Raw genomic sequence first — 16,598 nt, 5'->3', positions numbered from 1 at the left:
CCGGAACGCGACCCGGCCGCCCTAGGTTCCTGATCATGAGAAGCCGTGCGCGTCATGCCGTGCTCGCCGTGACCGGCGCCGCCCTCGCCGGCGCTCCCCTCACCCTCACCGCCCTGCCCGCCCACGCCTCCCCCGCCGCGTCCTCCGCCCTCACGTCCTCCGCCGCCGGGACGATCACCGTCCGGCGCGGCGGGCCCGCCCGGTCGCTGCCGTTCACCGCGCGCCGGGACGGGGAGGCGGTGATCTCCTTCACCGCGTCCGCCCCGGGGGTCTCCTGGGCGCGTGCGGGCGCCGAGTCCGCCGTCGTGTCGATCTCGGTGGACGGACGCCATGTGACCGACCTCGTCGTCCCCTCGTCAGACCCGATCCCCCGGAGCCTCGGCCTCGGACATGTCGGGAAGGGCCGCCACAGGGTGACGCTGCGCTTCGCGAAGGGCAGCGCGCCCGCCGCCCGCCGCGTCACGCTCCGGCGGGCCGCGGTCCGGACGTCGGACGCGCTCGCCCTCCGCCACGCGCCGGTCGTCGTCGGCCGGACGGGCTGGCCCTTCGGCGACCCCTACCAGAACGCCGCCACCGACACCCCGCTGATCGCCTGGCACGAGACGCGGGCCGCGGCCACGCCGGGGCACCGCGTCATCGAGTACTCGGTGGTCTGGAGCAACGAGGACGGCGGCACCGACACGCCCGCGCTGATGGCCCGCTGGGGCCGGACGACCGACATCGAGTGGGTGTACCGGGTCGAGGTGGACGCGTCCGGGAACCGGGTGGACGGCACCGCCGTCTACCAGGCGCCCATGCACCTGACGCTGAAGTTCAGCGGGCGCTACGAGGGCGACCATCCGGTCCTCCAGACCTGCACGCAGAACAACAACATGTGCGACGTGGTCTCGCCGGAGCCGCCGCTGCGCTTCCTCCTCGACGCGTCCGGGACCCGTCCGGACGGGCGCGCGCGCGAGGTCGTCATGGACCGCGAGCCGTGGACGTACCGGGTCGCGGCGCAGGAGATGGTCCGGGAAGGGAAGATCGAGAACCCGTCCGATCCGGCGACGCGGGAGGTCGGCGACCAGCGCACGTACCTCTTCGCGGAGTTCGCCAAGGCGACGGGCGCGGCGGCCGGGACCGGGTCGGTGCCGGGCGTGGCGCTCGGTGTCCGGCTGAAGTCCGACACGTCCACGCTGTACCGGTCCGACCATGACGAGCCGACCTGGTCGATCGATCGTGACGGCGCCGTCGCCACCACCGTCGAACTGCCGGAAGGGACGCGGGTCTCCGACATCGCGAGCATCGAGGCGATCCGCCGTCCTACCGGGTCCGGCGACAACGGCGCGCCCGCCACGGTCACGTCCGTCAACCGGGGGTTCTTCCTGGACGAGGCGTACCTGCCTCAGCCGTCGTCCATCGCATGGACGGGCTCGGTCACGCTCACCCAGGCGAACCCGTCCGCCGTCATCTGGCGTCCGTAACCGCGATATGGGCCGGCCCGTGGCGCGAAACGGCCACGGGCCGGGCGGTTCCGGGGAACCCGTCCGAACTTCTGGCGCGTCCAATGAGTCATACACTTCGCGCAATAGCTCGCACCGCGAACGCGCAGCGAACTAGAGGAGAGGACGTCCGCCATGGCCTACGGGCCTCCCCCGTCGCCCGGCCAAGGGCAGCAACCAGGGAACGTCTGGCAGCAGCCGCAGCAGCAGGCTCCCTGGCAGCAACCAGGGAACGTTTGGCAGCAACCCCAGCATGCTCAGCAGCAGCCCAACGCGGCCTGGCAACAGCCCCAGCCCGGTGGAGGCACCGCCCAGATGCCCGGTCACTACGGGCCAGTCAGCGATGACGACAAGACGTGGTCGCTGATGGCGTACCTGGGCCAGTTCCTGGTCGGCGCGATCGCACCGGCCATCGTCTACTTCGGCAAGGCCCGCTCACCGTTCGTCCGCCGGCATGCCGCGCAGGGCCTCAACATGGGCATCGCCGCCATCGCCGTCTGGTTCGTCTTCGGCCTGCTGTCCCTCGCAGTCGACGTCCTCATCTGGGTGCCGCTGCTGTTCACGGCCGCCGTGATGTTCTTCCTCGTCTACGCGGGGCGGGCCGCCAACCGCGGCGAGTTCCGCAGCGTCCCGGCCCCGGTGGCGTGGCCCATCGTGAAGTAGGCCGTGAAGTAGGCCGTGAAGTAGGCCGTGAAGTAGGCCGTGAAGTAGGCCGTGAAGTAGGCCGTGAAGTAGGCCGTGAAGTAGGCGCCGTTTAGGCGGGGCCCGGGGCGGGGCCTACTTCTTGCCCTTGTCGGCGTCGCCGCCGCCGGTGGAGAGGGCGGCGACGAAGGCCTCCTGCGGGACGTCCACCCGCCCGATGGTCTTCATCCGCTTCTTGCCCTCCTTCTGCTTCTCCAGCAGCTTGCGCTTGCGGGAGATGTCGCCGCCGTAGCACTTGGCGAGGACGTCCTTGCGGATGGCGCGGATGTTCTCGCGGGCGATGATCCGGGCGCCGATCGCGGCCTGGATGGGCACCTCGTACTGCTGCCGGGGGATGAGCTCCTTCAGCTTGGACGTCATCATCAGCCCGTACTCGCGGGACTTGTCCCGGTGGACGATCTGGCTGAACGCGTCCACCGACTCGCCCTGCAGCAGGATGTCGACCTTCACGAGCTCGGCCTCCTGCTCCCCGCTGGGCTCGTAGTCGAGCGAGGCGTACCCGCGCGTCCGCGACTTCAACTGGTCGAAGAAGTCGAAGATGATCTCGGCGAGCGGCAGCGTGTAGCGGATCTCGACGCGGTCCTCGGAGAGGTAGTCCATGCCGAGCAGCACGCCGCGGCGGCCCTGGCACAGCTCCATGATCGCGCCGATGTGCTCGGCCGGGGACAGCAGCGTCGCCTTCACCACCGGCTCGTACACCGCGCCGATCTTGCCCTCGGGGAACTCGCTGGGGTTGGTGACGGTGTGCTCGCTGCCGTCCTCCATCACCACGCGGTAGACGACGTTCGGCGCGGTCGAGATCAGCGACAGGTCGAACTCGCGCTCCAGCCGCTCCCGGACGATCTCCATGTGCAGCAGGCCGAGGAAGCCGCAGCGGAACCCGAACCCGAGCGCCGCCGACGTCTCCGGCTCGTACACGAGCGCGGCGTCGTTCAGCCGCAGCTTGTCGAGCGCGTCCCGCAACTCCGGGTACTGGTCGCCGTCCATCGGGTAGAGGCCGGAGAACACCATGGGCTTCGGGTCGCGGTAGCCGCCGAGCGCCTCGGCCGCCTGCCGGGACGCGCCGGTCACGGTGTCGCCGACCCGCGCCTGCCGGACGTCCTTGACCCCGGTGATCAGGTACCCGACCTCGCCGACGCCGAGGCCCTGCACGGGCTTCGGCTCCGGGGAGATCACGCCGACCTCCAGGGTCTCGTGCGCGGCCCCGGTCGACATCATGAGGCTCTTCTCGCGGCGCGACAGGCGGCCGTCCATGATCCGGACGTAGGTGACGACGCCGCGGTAGGTGTCGTAGACGGAGTCGAAGATCAGTGCGCGGGCGGGGCCGTCCGGGTCGCCGACCGGCGCCGGCACCTCCGCGACGATCTTGTCGAGCAGCTCGCGGACGCCCTCGCCGGTCTTGCCGGACACGCGCAGCACGTCCGACGGGTCGCAGCCGATGATCCCGGCCAGTTCCTCGGCGTACTTGTCGGGCTGGGCCGCCGGAAGGTCGATCTTGTTCAGCACCGGAATGAGGTGCAGGTCCGCCTCGATGGCCAGGTACAGGTTCGCGAGCGTCTGCGCCTCGATGCCCTGCGCCGCGTCCACCAGCAGGACCGCGCCCTCGCACGCCGCCAGCGACCGCGACACCTCGTAGGAGAAGTCGACGTGCCCCGGGGTGTCGATCAGGTTGAGGACGTGGTCGACGCCGCCCGACGTCCAGGGCAGCCGGACGGCCTGGCTCTTGATCGTGATGCCGCGCTCGCGCTCGATGTCCATGCGGTCGAGGTACTGGGCGCGCATCTGGCGCGCCTCCACCACACCCGTCAGCTGCAGCATCCGGTCCGCGAGGGTCGACTTGCCGTGGTCGATGTGCGCGATGATGCAGAAGTTGCGGATGATCGCGGGATCGGTCTTGTCGGGCTGAGGCGCTGGCACCGGGGTCCGTTCGCAAAACTCACTGGTGGGCATGGATATGTGCTTCCATAGTCCCATGCCGTGCGCGATGCTCCGTGCACGGCCCGGTTTGGGGCGGGCGCCAGTGATTGGTAGGCTGTGCGACTGCGTGTGGCGTAGCGTCGTGCCCCGGGGGCACCGTCCCGCCCCCGTTCAGACATCTGTTGGAGCCTGCCGGCGAGCAGGCGAGGATCGCTACCAAGCTGAGGCACTACGACGTGGCTAACATCAAGTCCCAGATCAAGCGCAACAAGCAGAACGAGAAGGCCCGGCTGCGCAACAAGGCCGTCAAGTCCGAGCTGAAGACGGCGATCCGCAAGTTCCGCGAGGCCGCCGACGCCGGCAACCTCGACGAGGCCGTCACCGCGCAGCGCACCGCGGCGCGCAAGCTCGACAAGGCCGCCAGCAAGGGCGTCATCCACAAGAACCAGGCCGCCAACCGCAAGTCGGCGATCGCCAAGCGCACCGCCGCCCTGCAGGCGGCCGAGTAAGAGCCGCGCGCCCGGGGCCGGCCCGCGTCACCGGCCGGCCCCGACGCATGTCCGGTCCACGCCCATGGACGAGCGTCTGGACGAGCGCCGCATGGTGAAGATCTCAAAGTATCTCGCCAAGCATCTGCGGCACCGCCCCGAGCGGATCGGTCTCACGCTGTCGCCCGAAGGCTGGGCGGACGTCACCGAACTTCTCGCCGCCGCCGAGCGGCACGGCTTCGCGTTGACCCGTTCCGAACTGGAACACGTGGTCGAAGTCAACGACAAGAAGCGCTACGAACTGGACGGGAACCGGATACGGGCCGTCCAGGGGCATTCGATCCCCGTCGAGTTGAACCTGCCTCCGACGCCCCCGCCGGAATGCCTCTATCACGGCACCGTCCGCCGTTCCGCGGACGCGATCCTGTGTGAGGGACTGCTGCCGATGGGCAGGCACGCCGTCCATCTCTCCGCCGACCGCGAGACGGCCCGGCGCGTCGGCGCCCGCCGCGGCCGGCCCGTCGTCCTCACGGTGGAGTCCGGCCGGATGGCCGGCGACGGGCACGAGTTCCGGGTCAGCGCGAACGGCGTGTGGCTGGCCGGTTCCGTGCCGCCGGAATATCTCCGCGAATGACCTCCGCGGCGGCCCAGTCGGACAGGTGCCGCACCCATTCCGGTCCCTCACTCGGCCCGAACAGGTACCGGTAGGGCACGATGTCGCGAATGGTCCGGTGCACGTCCAGCCGGTCATCGATCATGTGGGTGATGCCGAGATCCGCGCAGTGCCCCGCCTTCTCCGTGCGTTTCCGGCAGAACCGGACGTTCTCCCTGGGCAGCCCCGTCCTGGCGTAGAAGTCATGATGGTCGAGCCATGCGAGCGTCCGTTTCCGGATCCGGTCGCCGCATTTGGAAATGATCCAGGCGCGCCCTTCGAAGGCCGTGATGAGCCCGGGCAGCACCTCGTAGACGCCCTCGGTCGCGGGCGAGGCGAGGGCCTCCTCGAAACTGCCGCCCAGGAACACGGTGTCGTCGTCGCCGGGAGCCAGCAGACCCCCGTGGATGACCCGGCCGAAATCGACGCCGAGCCGAGGTTCGATGTCCATGTCTCAACTCTCGAACCCTGAACCCTAAAACAGAACTATCGATTAGCGACCTCGTTATAGTCCATGACTATGGATCTGAGCCGCCTGTCCACGGACGCGCTCGCCTCGTTCGCCGTCTTCGCCGACCACCTCAACTTCACGCGGGCCGCCGACGAACTCCACCTCTCCCAGCCCGCCCTCCACGTCAAGGTGCGCAAACTCTCCGAAACCCTCGGCCGCCCCCTCTACACCCGGCACGGACGCCGCCTGGTCCTGACCCCCGCCGGCGAGCGGGTCGCCCGCTTCGCCCGTGACCTCGACGCCCGCATGACGGCGTTCCTCGCGGAGGTCGACGGTGCCGCCGCCTCCCGCGTCCCCACCCTCGCCGCCGGCGAAGGCGCCTACCTGTACCTGCTCGGCGACGCCGTCCACCCGGGCGTCCGCCTGATCAACGGCGACCGCGCCCGCACCCTCACCGCCGTCCGGACCGGGCGCGCCGACGTGGGCGTCGCCGTCCTCGACGTCCTCCCGGGCGACGTGGAGGCGGAACCGCTGGCGTCCTACCCGCAGACGCTCGTCATGCCGGACGGCCACCCGTTGACCGCGCGTCCCCGCCTCACCCTCGCCGACCTCGCCGGCGCCGCCCTCGTCGTCCCGCCCCCGACCGGCCCGCACCGCATCACGCTCGAACGCGCGCTGCGCGCGGCCGAGGTCCCCTGGACACTCGCGGTCGAGGCCGAAGGCTGGCCGCTCATGCTGCACTTCGTGTCCCTGCGCGTCGGCCTGGCCGTCGTGAACGGCTGCGTGCCCCCGCCGCCCGGCCTGGCCGCCCGCGAGATCATCGACCTGCCGGCCGTCCCCTACTACGCTCTGCACCTGCCGGGCCGCGCCGACGACCCCCTGGTAACCGGCCTCCTGACCGCCGTACGCACCGCCGTGAGGAGTACACCGTGCGCTTCGAGATCACCGTCGATATCGACGCCCCGCCCGAGACCGTCTGGAACCTCCTGAAGGACGTCGAACGCTGGCCCGAGATGACGGAGTCGATCAACCGCGTCGAAGTGCTCGACAGACCCTTCGCCCTCTCCAGCCGGGCGCGCGTCCACCAACCGAAGATCCCCGCCGCGACCTGGACGGTCACCGCCTTCAAGGAGAACGAGACCTTCACCTGGGAGTCCCGCTCCCCCGGCGTGACCACCATCGCCGCCCACGACATCGTCCGGACCCCCGGCGGCACGGTCGCCGTCCACCTGACCCTCACCCAGAAGGGCCCCCTGGCTCCCCTGTTCTCCCTGCTGACGGGGCGCCTGACCCGCCGCTACGTGACGATGGAGGCCAACGGCCTGAAGGCCAAGGCCGAACGATGAGGTCTCCGGGATCGACCGTCATCCCGGGCGCGGGCGGCTTCTCCCCTACTGAAGGCCATAGCGGTCCTGATCGGACGGCCGCGGGCCTTCTGGACCGTCCCGGCCGACCCGCATCATCCGCGAGATCCGCACCGTGCGGAACCGGCGCCCCATCGTCGCGAACTCGTACCCGCGCACCGCCTTGATCTCCTCCGCCGCCCGCGCCCACTCGGCGAGCTCGGCCGCCGACGCGGGATCGCCCTGATAGTTGCGGAGCAGGGGCAGCAGCTGGGTGAAATGGGCGGCCAGATTGTCGCGCGCCTGAAGGGGGCCCTCGCCTCCGGTGATGGGATCCCAGGCGCCGTCCTTGATCTCCACCACGGTGAAGGTCGGCGGCAGCAGGATCACTCCCGGGTGCGACCGGATCGCGTGGGCGGCCTCGGTCTGGACGATCTCCGGGACGGTGCCCGGAATGGGGCGGAACCCGACCAGGTTCAGCCGCAGTTGCGTCTCCCAGTGGCCGGACGGAGCCAGCGGTTCGATGGGGTGGTCGCGGAGCGGCACCGGCCATCCGTCCGGTTCGGTGTCGGTGGACCGGGGAGGCTCCATCTCGCCCCCGCCGATCAGGGTGAACTTCTCGATCCGGATCACCCGGTAACGCCGGTCGCCGATCTCCCACTCGTCCTTGGCGAGCTGCTCGCCCTCCTCGGGGTCGAGCCGTCCGGCGGCCGCCAGCATCGCGCGGGCCAGGTCCGGCGCGGGCTCCTGCTCGGCCACGGTCTGACGCAGATGGACGGCCAGGCTCCTGCGTCCGCCTTCCGGATCGGACGCGCCGAGGCACCCGATGCGCCAGCCCGTCCCGCTCTGGATCGCGAATCCGAAGTCGGGCGACCCGGCGGGGAACAGTTTGGGGTACTCCTGGATCCGCTCGCCGAGCTCCTTGTCCCGCACCGCCGCCACCGGGTCGAGATCGGCGACCATATCGATGCGGTCGTAACCGGGCATCAACGGGAAGCTCATGCCACATCATGGTCACAGATCCGATCCACCCGCACACGTTTCGTGAAAAACAGCCCTCCTGGGCAAGCGGGCGGCTCGACCCTGGCACCGCACCGCACCGCACCGCACCGCGCGTCGCGCCGCGAGGCTGGTCAGCCGCGCGCGGCGACGATCTCCGCGACGGTCTTCTCCAGGGCGTACGCGGGATCGGCCGCGCCGCCCTTGACGGCCTCATCGGCCTCGGCGACCGCCGCCAGCGCTCGGGCGACCCCGTCGCCGGACCAGCCCCGCAACTGCTTCTGCACTCGATCGATCTTCCACGGCGGCATGCCCAGGTCCTTCGCCAGCGCGGCGCCGCGCGCGCCGCGGGGCGCGCCGCCGACCTTCGCCAGCCCCCGCACGCCCTGGGCGAGCGCGCTGACGATCAGCACCGGCGCCACCCCCGTGGCGAGCGCCCACCGGAGCTGCTCCAGGGCCTCGGCCAGCTGGCCCTCGATGGCCTTGTCCGCCACCGTGAACCCGCTGACCTCGGCGCGCCCCCGGTAGTAGCGGGCGACGGCCGCGTCGTCGACCTTCCCCCCGGTGTCGGCCACCAGCTGGCTGCACGCCGCCGCCAGCTCGCGCAGGTCGTTCCCCACCGCGTCGAGCAGCCCGCGCGCGCCGTCGGCCGAGATCTTCCCGCCCGCCCGGCGGATCTCGGCCCGGACGAAGTCGATCCGCTCCCCCGCCTTGGTGACCTTCGGGCACGAGATCTTGCGGGCCTTGAGCTTGACCAGCCCGTCGACCAGCGCCTTCCCCCTGGCCCCGCCGTGGTGGACGGCCACCAGCACCACATCGTCGGCCGGGTTCCTGGCGTACTTCAGCACCTCGGCCGTCAGGTCCTTGCCGAGGTCCTGCGCCGACCGGATCACCAGCACCTTCGCGCCGCCGAACAGCGACGGCGACGTCAGCTCCGAGATCCGCCCGGTCTCCAGCCCGCCCGGCGCCAGATCGATGACCTCCGCCTCCGGGTCCTCCCCGCGCACGGACGCGACGACCTCCCCGATCGCCCGCTCCACGAGCAGCTCTTCGTCCCCGACGACCAGAACGATGGACTCAACCGACACCCCAGCAGCATCCCACGTTCGGATGCGGTCAGTGGCGGGGGACGGCTGTCATGGCGGTGTTCGTGCGGACTATGGCTATGTCTCCTTCCTGGTCGGTGCGGTGAATCTGCGTGTGGAGGCGGCGGAGAAGGGTGAGGGTCGCCGGGGACGGGTGGCCGTAGTCGTTGCGTTCGCCGACCGAGATCAGCGAGATGGACGCGTGGGCGGCGGCCAGGAACCGGGGGTCCTGGCTGCGGGAGCCGTGGTGCGGGACCTTGAGGACCTGGACGTGGGGGACGGCCGTCTCCAGGGCGCGCTGGGCGTCCGCTTCGATGTCGCCTGCCAGGAGCGCGCTGAAGCCCGGTTTGCGGGCGACCAGGACCACGCTCGCGTTGTTGACCGCGGTGCCGTCGTCCCCTGCTGAGAGGCGGTGGGCGGCGGTGAGCGGGGACAGGATCGAGAGCGTCAGATCGCCTACGCGCCACTGCTGGCCCGATTCGGCGTGGCGGGATCGGAGGCCGAAGGTGTGGCGCGCCTCGCGGCCCGAGGTGAGGGGTGTCGTCAGCACCTCGTGGACCGTGCGGTGGCGGCGGACGCCGGAGGTGCCGTTCATGTGGTCGGCGTGCGGATGGGTCAGGATCAGGAGCGGCACGTCGATCACGCGAAGGCGCCGGAGGCAGCGGTCGACGGGGGCGGGCTCCGGGCCCGTGTCGACGACGACGGCCTGGCCCGGACCGGCGGACAGGACCAGCGCGTCGCCTTGGCCCACATCGCAGGCCACCATTTGCCATCCGGGCGGAGGCCACCCGGGAGCCGTCGCGCGCATGGCGACGACCGCGATCAGGACCCCGGTCATGGCCGCGGCGGCGATCAGGCGCAGGCGGCCGCTGCGCAGGATCAGGACGGCCGCCGCGGCGGCCGCCAGGAGGGTGGCGGCGCCGAGGCCGCCGCCGGCCCAGGGGACGGTCGCGTACGGCAGCGCGGCGGCGGTGCGGGCGACCCGGATGATCCAGCCGACGGCGAGGCCGGCGGGCCACACGACCAGCCGGGCGACCGGCAGCGAGACGGTCGCCGTCACCGCGCCGAGAGCGCCGAGGATGGTGGCGGGGGCGACGGCGGGGGCCGCCAGCAGGTTCGCGAGGACGGAGACGACGCCCACCTCGCCGGAGATCATCACCAGGACCGGGGCCACCGCGACCTCGGCGGCGGCCGACACGGCGAGGGCGTCGGCGAGGGGGCCGGGCAGCCGGCGCGCGAGCCGTTCCCGCCACGGCGGCGCGAGGACGAGCAGCCCGGCCGTCGCGAGGACCGACAGCGCGAATCCGTAGGAGCGCGCGAGTTCGGGATCGATCAGGACGAGGAGGAGGACGGCGGCGGCGAGCGCGGGCAGCCCCTGCCGTTCCCGGCCGGTGAACAGCGCGAGGATGCCGATCACGCCCATGACCGCCGCCCGCAGAACGCTCGGTTCCGGCCGCGCGACGATGACGAACGCCAGCACCGCGAGGACGGCCACGGGCGGGGCGCGGCGGCGGCCGAGGCCGGCGAGACGGCACAGCCCGAGAACCGCCCCGGCGACGATCGCCAGGTTGGCGCCGGAGACCACCAGGAGGTGGGTGAGGCCGGCCGTCCGGAAGTCGTCCGCGAGCGCGGGATCGAGGCGGGAGGTGTCGCCGACGACCATGCCGGGCAGCACTCCGCGCCGGTCGGGTGGCATGTGCTGCACCGCCGCCCGCAGGCGCGCGCGCACGTGCTCGGCGGCGCGCTGCACCCTGGAGGGCGGCCCGAGCAGGGTGGGCGGCCCCCGGACGATCACGACCGCGGCCAGGAGGTCGTGGCCTCGGGGCGGCACGAACCGGCCGCGCAGCCGGACCCGCTGGCTGGGCACGAGGCGCAGCCAGCGGGGATCGCCCGCGATGAGCAGCACCGGGACGCGGATCTTCGCCCGCGGCACCGCCTCGGCGCGGGCCCGGACGATGATCATCTGGCGGCCGCCGCCCGGTTTGCCCTGCGGGTCGCCGGTCACCACGGCCTCGGCCGTCGCGAACCGTCCGGCGCGCGCGAGGTCCCGCACCGGCCCGCCGCCGACGGCGGTCACCCGGAGCGCCACGCCGCAGGCCGACGCCGCCGCGCATGCCAGGACGACGCCGAGCACGACCCGCCGACGGCCACCGCCACAGCCCGGACGCAGTCCGGGAAGTCGGCGCCCGTGCGTGGAACGCGCCTGCGCACACCGTGGAACGGCGCGCGGCAGCCCGTGGCCGGGCGAGCCGAAGAACGTGCTCCGCTCTGGGCTTCCCGGTCGGCCGGGCTGACGGAGAAGGTTCCCAGCCGCCGCTGCCGCCGGTCGGCGCCGGTCATCGGAGTCGCGGTGCGCTTCTCGCCCGCTCGGAGGGGTGGCCGGTCGGGTCTGGCGGCGGCCGGCCAGGAGGTAGAGGGACGCCAGGGCCGCGGCGGCGGCCAGGGCATAGGTGAGCCACGGAGGAAGGCCCATGGTCAGGGCGGCCGTCAGCCAGGTGGCGAGGGCGGGGGCCAGCAGCCGGATGTCGTGGGTCATACGCGGACCATGGGTTTCAGGTCTTCGAAGCGGCGGGCGCCTATGCCGCTGACCTCCTGGAGTTGCTCGACCGAGCGGAAGCCGCCGTGCTGGGCGCGGTAGGCGGCGATGCGCTGGGCGAGGACGGGACCGACGCCAGGGAGGTCGTCCAGTTGGTCGGGGGTGGCGGCGTTGAGGTCGAGCGGCGCGCCGGACGCGCCGGACGTGCCGGGACCGGACGCGCCAGGACCGGACGTGCCGGCAGACGCGCCGACACCCGGTGGCTGGGCGGGCCGGGGCACGCCGACCGGGATCTGCTCGCCGTCCACGAGTTCGCGGGCGAGGTTGAGCGTGCCGGTTCTGGCGCCCGGGCGGACCCCGCCGGCGGCCTTGATGGCCTCGGCGACCCTGGAGCCGGACGGCAGCGTGACCACGCCCGGCCGCCTCACCTTGCCGAGGACGTGGACGACCACGGAGGGTGCCGCGGCCGGGCGCGCGGAGACGGCGGGCCGCGGGCCGGCGAGCGTGGCGCCGGCCATGGGGGCCGCGGACGCCTGAGGGCGCGGGCGCGCGAGCCACAGGTAGCCGGCCGCGACCAGGGCGGCGACCACGCCGATGAGAACGAGCGTCCGGACGTGGGATCGTTCGGGCGTCGCCCGGAAGGTCGCCCGTAAGCGGGCCGACGGCGGTGCGTCGGGAGGAGGGGCGGGCGGCCGCACCCTCCCGATGAGGGCGGTCAGGCGGTCCTGCGCGTCGGGTCTCATGTGGTCCGACGCTAAGGAGAGCCGGGGGACGGCCGCGACGGCTTCGGAGATTGTGGATAACTCGCGACGGCGCCGCCCCCGGTAGCTGACGTGTTCGCGGACGTCAGGCTCGCGCGTCAGAGTTGCGGGGCCACCACGACGCCGAGCATGCCGGGGCCTACGTGGGCGCCGATGACCGGGCCGACCTCGCCGACGTAGACGTCCTCGACGTGCGAGATACGCTCGCGCAGGCGGGCGGCGAGGGTTTCCGCGCGGGATGCGGCGAAGAGGTGCTGGACGCCCAGGTCGACCCGCCGGTCACCGGCCTCGGCGACGGCGAGTTCTTCGAGCCGGGCGAGCGCGCGCGAGGAGGTGCGGACTTTCTCGAGCGGCGCGATACGTCCGTCCGCGATGTCCAGGAGGGGCTTCATCATGAGCGCCGAACCGAGGAGAGAGGCGGCGGCGCCGATCCGGCCACCGCGCCGCAGGTGCTCAAGGGTGTCGACATAGATGAGGGACCGGGTGAGTTCGGCCCGGCGGACGGCGGCCGACGCCGACGACTCCGCCGTGCCGCCCGACATGGCGGTGGCCGCCGCGGAGAGGGCGGCGAAGCCGAGCCCCAACCCGATCGTGCCGCTGTCGATGACCGTGACGGGGACGGGTGCGTCGCGAGCCGCGAGACGTGCGGCCTCCACCGTCCCGGACAGGGCGGACGACAGGTGCACCGACACGATGTGGCGGGCGCCGGACGAGGCCGCGGCCTCGTACACGCCGGCGAAGCGTTCCGGCGCCGGACGCGACGTCGTGATGGGGTGCCGCTCCTTCAGCGCCTGCGCGGCTTCCGCGGTGCTGATGTCGCCTTCGTCGCGGGTGGCGCCGCCCACGGAGATCTGCAGCGGTACGACGGTCAGCCCGTGCCGCTCGGCGAGCCCAGGGGGAAGGTAGGCGGTGGAATCCGTGACGACCGCGACCGCACTGCCCATGGCAGGGACATTACCCCGTACAAGCGCTGAAACCGTCAGGGCTGGACGGGCACGCCGCCGCGCCAGATGCGCAGCGCCCGCAGCCCGAACGCCCACGCGAACGCGCCCTCGTGGTCGGCGTCCCACAGGACGATGTCGGCGAGCATCCCGGGCGCGAGGGAGCCGCGGTCGCCGACCCGCAGCGCGGCGGCCCCGCCGAGCGTGGCGGCGCGCAGGGCCTCGGTCACGCTCAGCCCGAACATGGCGACGGACAGCCCGATGACGAGCGGCATCGACGTGATGCCGCACTGGCCCGGGTTGTGGTCGGTGCCGAGCGCGACGGTGACGCCGCGGTCGAGCATCTGCCGGACGGGCGCCGGGGCCCGGCTGCTGTTGAGGGCGCTGCCGGGGCAGACGGTGGCGGTGACGCCGGCGTGGGCGAGCGCTTTGATGTCGTCGTCGTTGGCCTGGGTGAGCAGGTCGGCGGACGCGCAGCCGACCTCGGCGGCGACCTGCGCGGCGCCGATGCGCTCGTTGGCGCAGGCGTGCATGCGGGCCTTCAGCCCGGCGCGCTTGCCGGTGAGCAGCAGGGCCCGCGCCTCCTCGGCGGTGAAGTGGCCCTCGTCGCAGTAGACGTCGATCGAGTCGGCGCCCGCGACGGCGGCGTCGCCGGCCCAGAGCCGGACGGCCTCGATGTAGTCGCGGCGGCGGCCGAAGAACTCGGGCGGGAGGATGTGCGCGGCGAGGAACGTCGCGTGGATGCGCGGCATGGACGGCTCGCCCTCCAGCGACCGCAGCATCCGGATGTCGGCGAGCTCGCCGTCGCGGGTGAGGTGGTAGCCGGTCTTGGCCTCGACGGTGGTCGTGCCGGCGAGGATCCACTGGCGGAGCCGTTCGCGGACGCCGTTGCACAGCGTCCAGGGGTCGGTCCCCCGGGTGACGGTCACGGTGGAGTTGACGCCGCCGCCCGCGGCGGTGATGGCCGAGTGGGACGACCCGCTGGTGCGCATGGCGAGTTCGGCCCAGCGGTTGCCCGCGTAGACCGGGTGGGAGTGCGCGTCGATGAGCCCCGGGGTGACGAGGCCGCCGCCGAGGTTCTCGACGTGGTCGACGTCGACGATGTCGTCGATGATGCCGGGGACGCTCTGCGGGAGGTCGGACGCGGGCCCGGCCCAGACGATCCGGTCGTCGTGGATGAGCACCGCGGCGTTGCTGCAGACGTCGGTGCCCGTCCAGAGCCTGCCGATGTTCGTCAACAGCCGTACCGTCATGGGGTCACCGACCTGGATGGAGCCGTGCGCCCTTCGGCGCGGTACCGGGCGCCGGATGGCGCTGTGACGGGCCGCCCGCCCTCGCTGCAGTGTTCGGACCTGCCATGGCCACCTGCTCTCGATCCGAAACACCGACTGGGTGCCGGCGATTCACCATTGGAGGGTCGGGTGGCCGGACGGCCACCACTGGCAACGAGACCGGAGATATCGGTTTCGTCACGGTAGTGCACCGAAGGCCCGTCCGACAACCTCTGGTCGTAGCGCATCGACAGCCATCCCCCCGCCCTAGCTCTAAGACCGTACGGGTTTCAACCGAACCGTCAAGCGGATTGGACAAGCTGTCACCGTTCGGCGACCGGGACGGGGCTGTCACCGGGTTCCAGACGACCCGAAAACCGAACCCGCGCCGTCCTGAATACACGCGCCGTCCCGAGCACGCCGTCCCGACTGCACGCGTCCCGAACGCGGGCCCTAACGCACGCGGGCCCGAACCCCACCGGGCCCGCGCGGGGCCCGGCGGGTCGGATCAGGCCGTCGGTGAGACGGTCTCGTACTGGGCGAGGTCGCTCGCGAGGACCGCCGGCACGCGGGCGTGCAGGAGGGTGCCTTCGGCGACGTGCTCCTGCTTGAGCACCTCGCCCCGCTCGTGCACCTGGGCGACGAGGTCGCCGCGCTCGTACGGCACGAGAGCGTGGAGTTCGCTCTCCAGCCCCGGCAGGTCGGCCTCGATGGCGGCGCGCAGCTCCTCGATGCCGAAACCGGTGCGGGCGGACACGACGACGCTGTGCGGCTCGCGGCGCTGCAGCCGCGCGATCGCGAGGTCGTCGGCGGCGTCGGCCTTGTTGATGACGATGATCTCGGGGATCGCGTCGGCGTCGATCTCGCGCAGCACCTCGCGGACGGCGTCGATCTGCGCCTCGGGGTCCGGATCGGAGCCGTCCACGACGTGCAGGACCAGCCCGGCGTCGGTGACCTCCTCCAGCGTCGACCGGAACGCCTCGACGAGCTGGTGCGGCAGATGCCGGACGAACCCGACCGTGTCGGCGAGGGTGTAGGCGCGCCCGCCGGGCGTCTCGGCGCGCCGGACGGTGGGGTCGAGGGTGGCGAACAGCGCGTTCTCCACCAGCACCCCGGCGCCGGTGAGCCGGTTGAGCAGCGACGACTTGCCGGCGTTGGTGTAGCCCGCGATGGCGACGGCGGGCACCTGGTGGCGGCGGCGCTCGCCGCGCTTGGTGTCGCGCGCCTTGGACATCTCGGCGATCTGCCGGCGCAGCTTGGCCATCCGGGTGCGGATTCGCCGCCGGTCCAGCTCGATCTTGGTCTCGCCGGGGCCGCGGCCGCCGATGCCGACGCCGCCCGCGGCGCGCCCGCCGACCTGCCGGGACAGGTTGCCGCCCCAGCCGCGCAGCCGCGGCAGGAGGTAGTTGAGCTGGGCCAGCTCGACCTGCGCCTTGCCCTCCCGGCTCTTGGCGTGCTGGGCGAAGATGTCGAGGATCAGCGCGGTCCGGTCGATGACCTTGACCTGGACGGTCTCCTCCAGGTGCCGCAGCTGGCTCGGGGCCAGCTCGCCGTCGCAGATGACGGTGTCGGCGCCGGTGGAGATGACCACGTCGCGCAGCTCCGCGGCCTTGCCTGAGCCGATGTAGGTGGCGGGGTCGGGACGGGACCGGCGCTGGACGAGCCCTTCGAGCACCTGCGAGCCCGCGGTCTCGGCGAGCAATGCCAGCTCGCGCAGGGAGTTCTCGGCCGCCTCGGCCGTTCCCTCGGTCCACACGCCCACGAGGACGACCCGCTCCAGCCGCAGCGCGCGGTACTCGACCTCGGTGACGTCGGTCAGCTCGGTGGACAGGCCCGCGACGCGGCGCAGTGCCCTCCGGTCCTCCAGGTCGAGCTCGCCCGTCATGGGCTCGTACTCGTGCTCGTCCTGGGTCTGGCTCTGGGTCTGGTCTGCAGAGAAAGGCTGTGTCATATGTCCTCAGTAGAACGCCG

At 72.3% G+C, this 16,598-nt stretch carries 15 protein-coding genes; 6 read left to right on the top strand and 9 right to left on the bottom strand.

Features of this window, described 5'->3' with window-relative positions:
* Positions 1-35: 35 nt before the first annotated feature.
* Both SM418_RS27690 and SM418_RS27685 read left to right on the top strand, forming a co-directional pair.
* Positions 36-1,463 (top strand): hypothetical protein, encoded by a 1,428-nt coding sequence (locus SM418_RS27690; protein WP_371944539.1) that lies wholly within the window; start codon positions 36-38, stop codon positions 1,461-1,463.
* Positions 1,464-1,796: 333 nt separating this feature from the next.
* Complete coding sequence (locus tag SM418_RS27685; RefSeq protein ID WP_371944540.1) at positions 1,797-2,144, top strand: DUF4870 domain-containing protein; 348 nt, start codon at positions 1,797-1,799, stop codon at positions 2,142-2,144.
* 114 nt (positions 2,145-2,258) lie between these two features.
* Here the strand turns inward: SM418_RS27685 and lepA are convergent, their stop codons facing one another.
* The gene (gene lepA, locus SM418_RS27680; RefSeq protein ID WP_371944541.1) at positions 2,259-4,133 is read right to left on the bottom strand and encodes a translation elongation factor 4; all 1,875 of its coding nucleotides are present in this window, start codon (positions 4,131-4,133) and stop codon (positions 2,259-2,261) included.
* 203 nt (positions 4,134-4,336) lie between these two features.
* Between lepA and rpsT the strand changes: the two genes are divergently transcribed.
* Both rpsT and SM418_RS27670 read left to right on the top strand, forming a co-directional pair.
* Positions 4,337-4,609: a 30S ribosomal protein S20 gene (gene rpsT / locus SM418_RS27675; protein WP_371944542.1), complete on the top strand. Its 273-nt coding sequence runs from the start codon at positions 4,337-4,339 to the stop codon at positions 4,607-4,609.
* Between the two features lie 64 nt (positions 4,610-4,673).
* Complete coding sequence (locus SM418_RS27670) at positions 4,674-5,222, top strand: RNA 2'-phosphotransferase (protein ID WP_371944543.1); 549 nt, start codon at positions 4,674-4,676, stop codon at positions 5,220-5,222.
* Here the strand turns inward: SM418_RS27670 and SM418_RS27665 are convergent.
* Complete coding sequence (locus tag SM418_RS27665) at positions 5,164-5,691, bottom strand: hypothetical protein (RefSeq protein ID WP_371944544.1); 528 nt, start codon at positions 5,689-5,691, stop codon at positions 5,164-5,166. The genes SM418_RS27670 and SM418_RS27665 overlap by 59 nt on opposite strands.
* A 69-nt stretch (positions 5,692-5,760) precedes the next feature.
* Between SM418_RS27665 and SM418_RS27660 the strand changes: the two genes are divergently transcribed.
* Both SM418_RS27660 and SM418_RS27655 read left to right on the top strand, forming a co-directional pair.
* Complete coding sequence (locus SM418_RS27660; RefSeq protein WP_371944545.1) at positions 5,761-6,681, top strand: LysR family transcriptional regulator; 921 nt, start codon at positions 5,761-5,763, stop codon at positions 6,679-6,681.
* Positions 6,621-7,037 carry an SRPBCC family protein gene (locus tag SM418_RS27655; protein WP_371944546.1) on the top strand — a complete coding sequence of 139 codons (417 nt, stop codon included), beginning with the start codon at positions 6,621-6,623 and terminating at the stop codon, positions 7,035-7,037. Before SM418_RS27660 ends, SM418_RS27655 begins: the two co-directional genes overlap by 61 nt.
* 45 nt (positions 7,038-7,082) lie before the next feature.
* Here SM418_RS27655 and SM418_RS27650 read toward each other — a convergent pair whose 3' ends face one another.
* The 7 genes from SM418_RS27650 to hflX all read right to left on the bottom strand — a co-directional run bounded on the left by SM418_RS27650 (position 7,083) and on the right by hflX (position 16,578).
* Entirely contained in the window at positions 7,083-8,036 is a 954-nt protein-coding gene (locus SM418_RS27650) for a DUF5954 family protein (protein ID WP_371944547.1), read from the bottom strand.
* 131 nt (positions 8,037-8,167) lie between these two features.
* Entirely contained in the window at positions 8,168-9,121 is a 954-nt protein-coding gene (gene holA / locus SM418_RS27645) for a DNA polymerase III subunit delta (RefSeq protein WP_371944548.1), read from the bottom strand.
* A 28-nt stretch (positions 9,122-9,149) separates the two neighbouring features.
* Positions 9,150-11,654, bottom strand: coding sequence for a ComEC/Rec2 family competence protein (locus SM418_RS27640; protein WP_371944549.1), 2,505 nt, complete (start codon positions 11,652-11,654; stop codon positions 9,150-9,152).
* Positions 11,651-12,397, bottom strand: coding sequence for a ComEA family DNA-binding protein (locus SM418_RS27635; protein ID WP_371944550.1), 747 nt, complete (start codon positions 12,395-12,397; stop codon positions 11,651-11,653). The genes SM418_RS27640 and SM418_RS27635 overlap by 4 nt, the downstream gene beginning before the upstream one ends.
* A 116-nt stretch (positions 12,398-12,513) precedes the next feature.
* Positions 12,514-13,359 carry a DegV family protein gene (locus tag SM418_RS27630; RefSeq protein WP_371944551.1) on the bottom strand — a complete coding sequence of 282 codons (846 nt, stop codon included), beginning with the start codon at positions 13,357-13,359 and terminating at the stop codon, positions 12,514-12,516.
* Positions 13,360-13,394: 35 nt separating this feature from the next.
* Complete coding sequence (gene hutI, locus SM418_RS27625) at positions 13,395-14,609, bottom strand: imidazolonepropionase (RefSeq protein ID WP_176405683.1); 1,215 nt, start codon at positions 14,607-14,609, stop codon at positions 13,395-13,397.
* A gap of 526 nt (positions 14,610-15,135) precedes the next feature.
* Positions 15,136-16,578, bottom strand: a complete 1,443-nt coding sequence (hflX, locus tag SM418_RS27620; RefSeq protein WP_371944552.1) for a GTPase HflX — start codon at positions 16,576-16,578, stop codon at positions 15,136-15,138.
* Positions 16,579-16,598: the final 20 nt, after the last annotated feature.

The organism is Actinomadura chokoriensis, assembly GCF_041463665.1.
Taxonomy (GTDB): domain Bacteria; phylum Actinomycetota; class Actinomycetes; order Streptosporangiales; family Streptosporangiaceae; genus Spirillospora; species Spirillospora chokoriensis_A.
The sequence above is the reverse complement of the archived record's forward strand: the minus strand, read 5'-3'. Positions and strand labels throughout refer to the sequence as shown.

Coding starts and splice junctions, on each gene's coding strand:
- SM418_RS27650 (WP_371944547.1), bottom strand. CDS start 8,036: ATGAGCTTCCCGTTGATGCCCGGTTACGACCGCATCGATATGGTCGCC.
- SM418_RS27690 (WP_371944539.1), top strand. CDS start 36: ATGAGAAGCCGTGCGCGTCATGCCGTGCTCGCCGTGACCGGCGCCGCC.
- SM418_RS27640 (WP_371944549.1), bottom strand. CDS start 11,654: ATGACCCACGACATCCGGCTGCTGGCCCCCGCCCTCGCCACCTGGCTG.
- SM418_RS27630 (WP_371944551.1), bottom strand. CDS start 13,359: ATGGGCAGTGCGGTCGCGGTCGTCACGGATTCCACCGCCTACCTTCCC.
- SM418_RS27670 (WP_371944543.1), top strand. CDS start 4,674: ATGGACGAGCGTCTGGACGAGCGCCGCATGGTGAAGATCTCAAAGTAT.
- SM418_RS27685 (WP_371944540.1), top strand. CDS start 1,797: ATGCCCGGTCACTACGGGCCAGTCAGCGATGACGACAAGACGTGGTCG.
- hutI (WP_176405683.1), bottom strand. CDS start 14,609: ATGACGGTACGGCTGTTGACGAACATCGGCAGGCTCTGGACGGGCACC.
- hflX (WP_371944552.1), bottom strand. CDS start 16,578: ATGACACAGCCTTTCTCTGCAGACCAGACCCAGAGCCAGACCCAGGAC.
- lepA (WP_371944541.1), bottom strand. CDS start 4,133: ATGCCCACCAGTGAGTTTTGCGAACGGACCCCGGTGCCAGCGCCTCAG.
- SM418_RS27660 (WP_371944545.1), top strand. CDS start 5,761: ATGGATCTGAGCCGCCTGTCCACGGACGCGCTCGCCTCGTTCGCCGTC.
- SM418_RS27635 (WP_371944550.1), bottom strand. CDS start 12,397: ATGAGACCCGACGCGCAGGACCGCCTGACCGCCCTCATCGGGAGGGTG.
- SM418_RS27665 (WP_371944544.1), bottom strand. CDS start 5,691: ATGGACATCGAACCTCGGCTCGGCGTCGATTTCGGCCGGGTCATCCAC.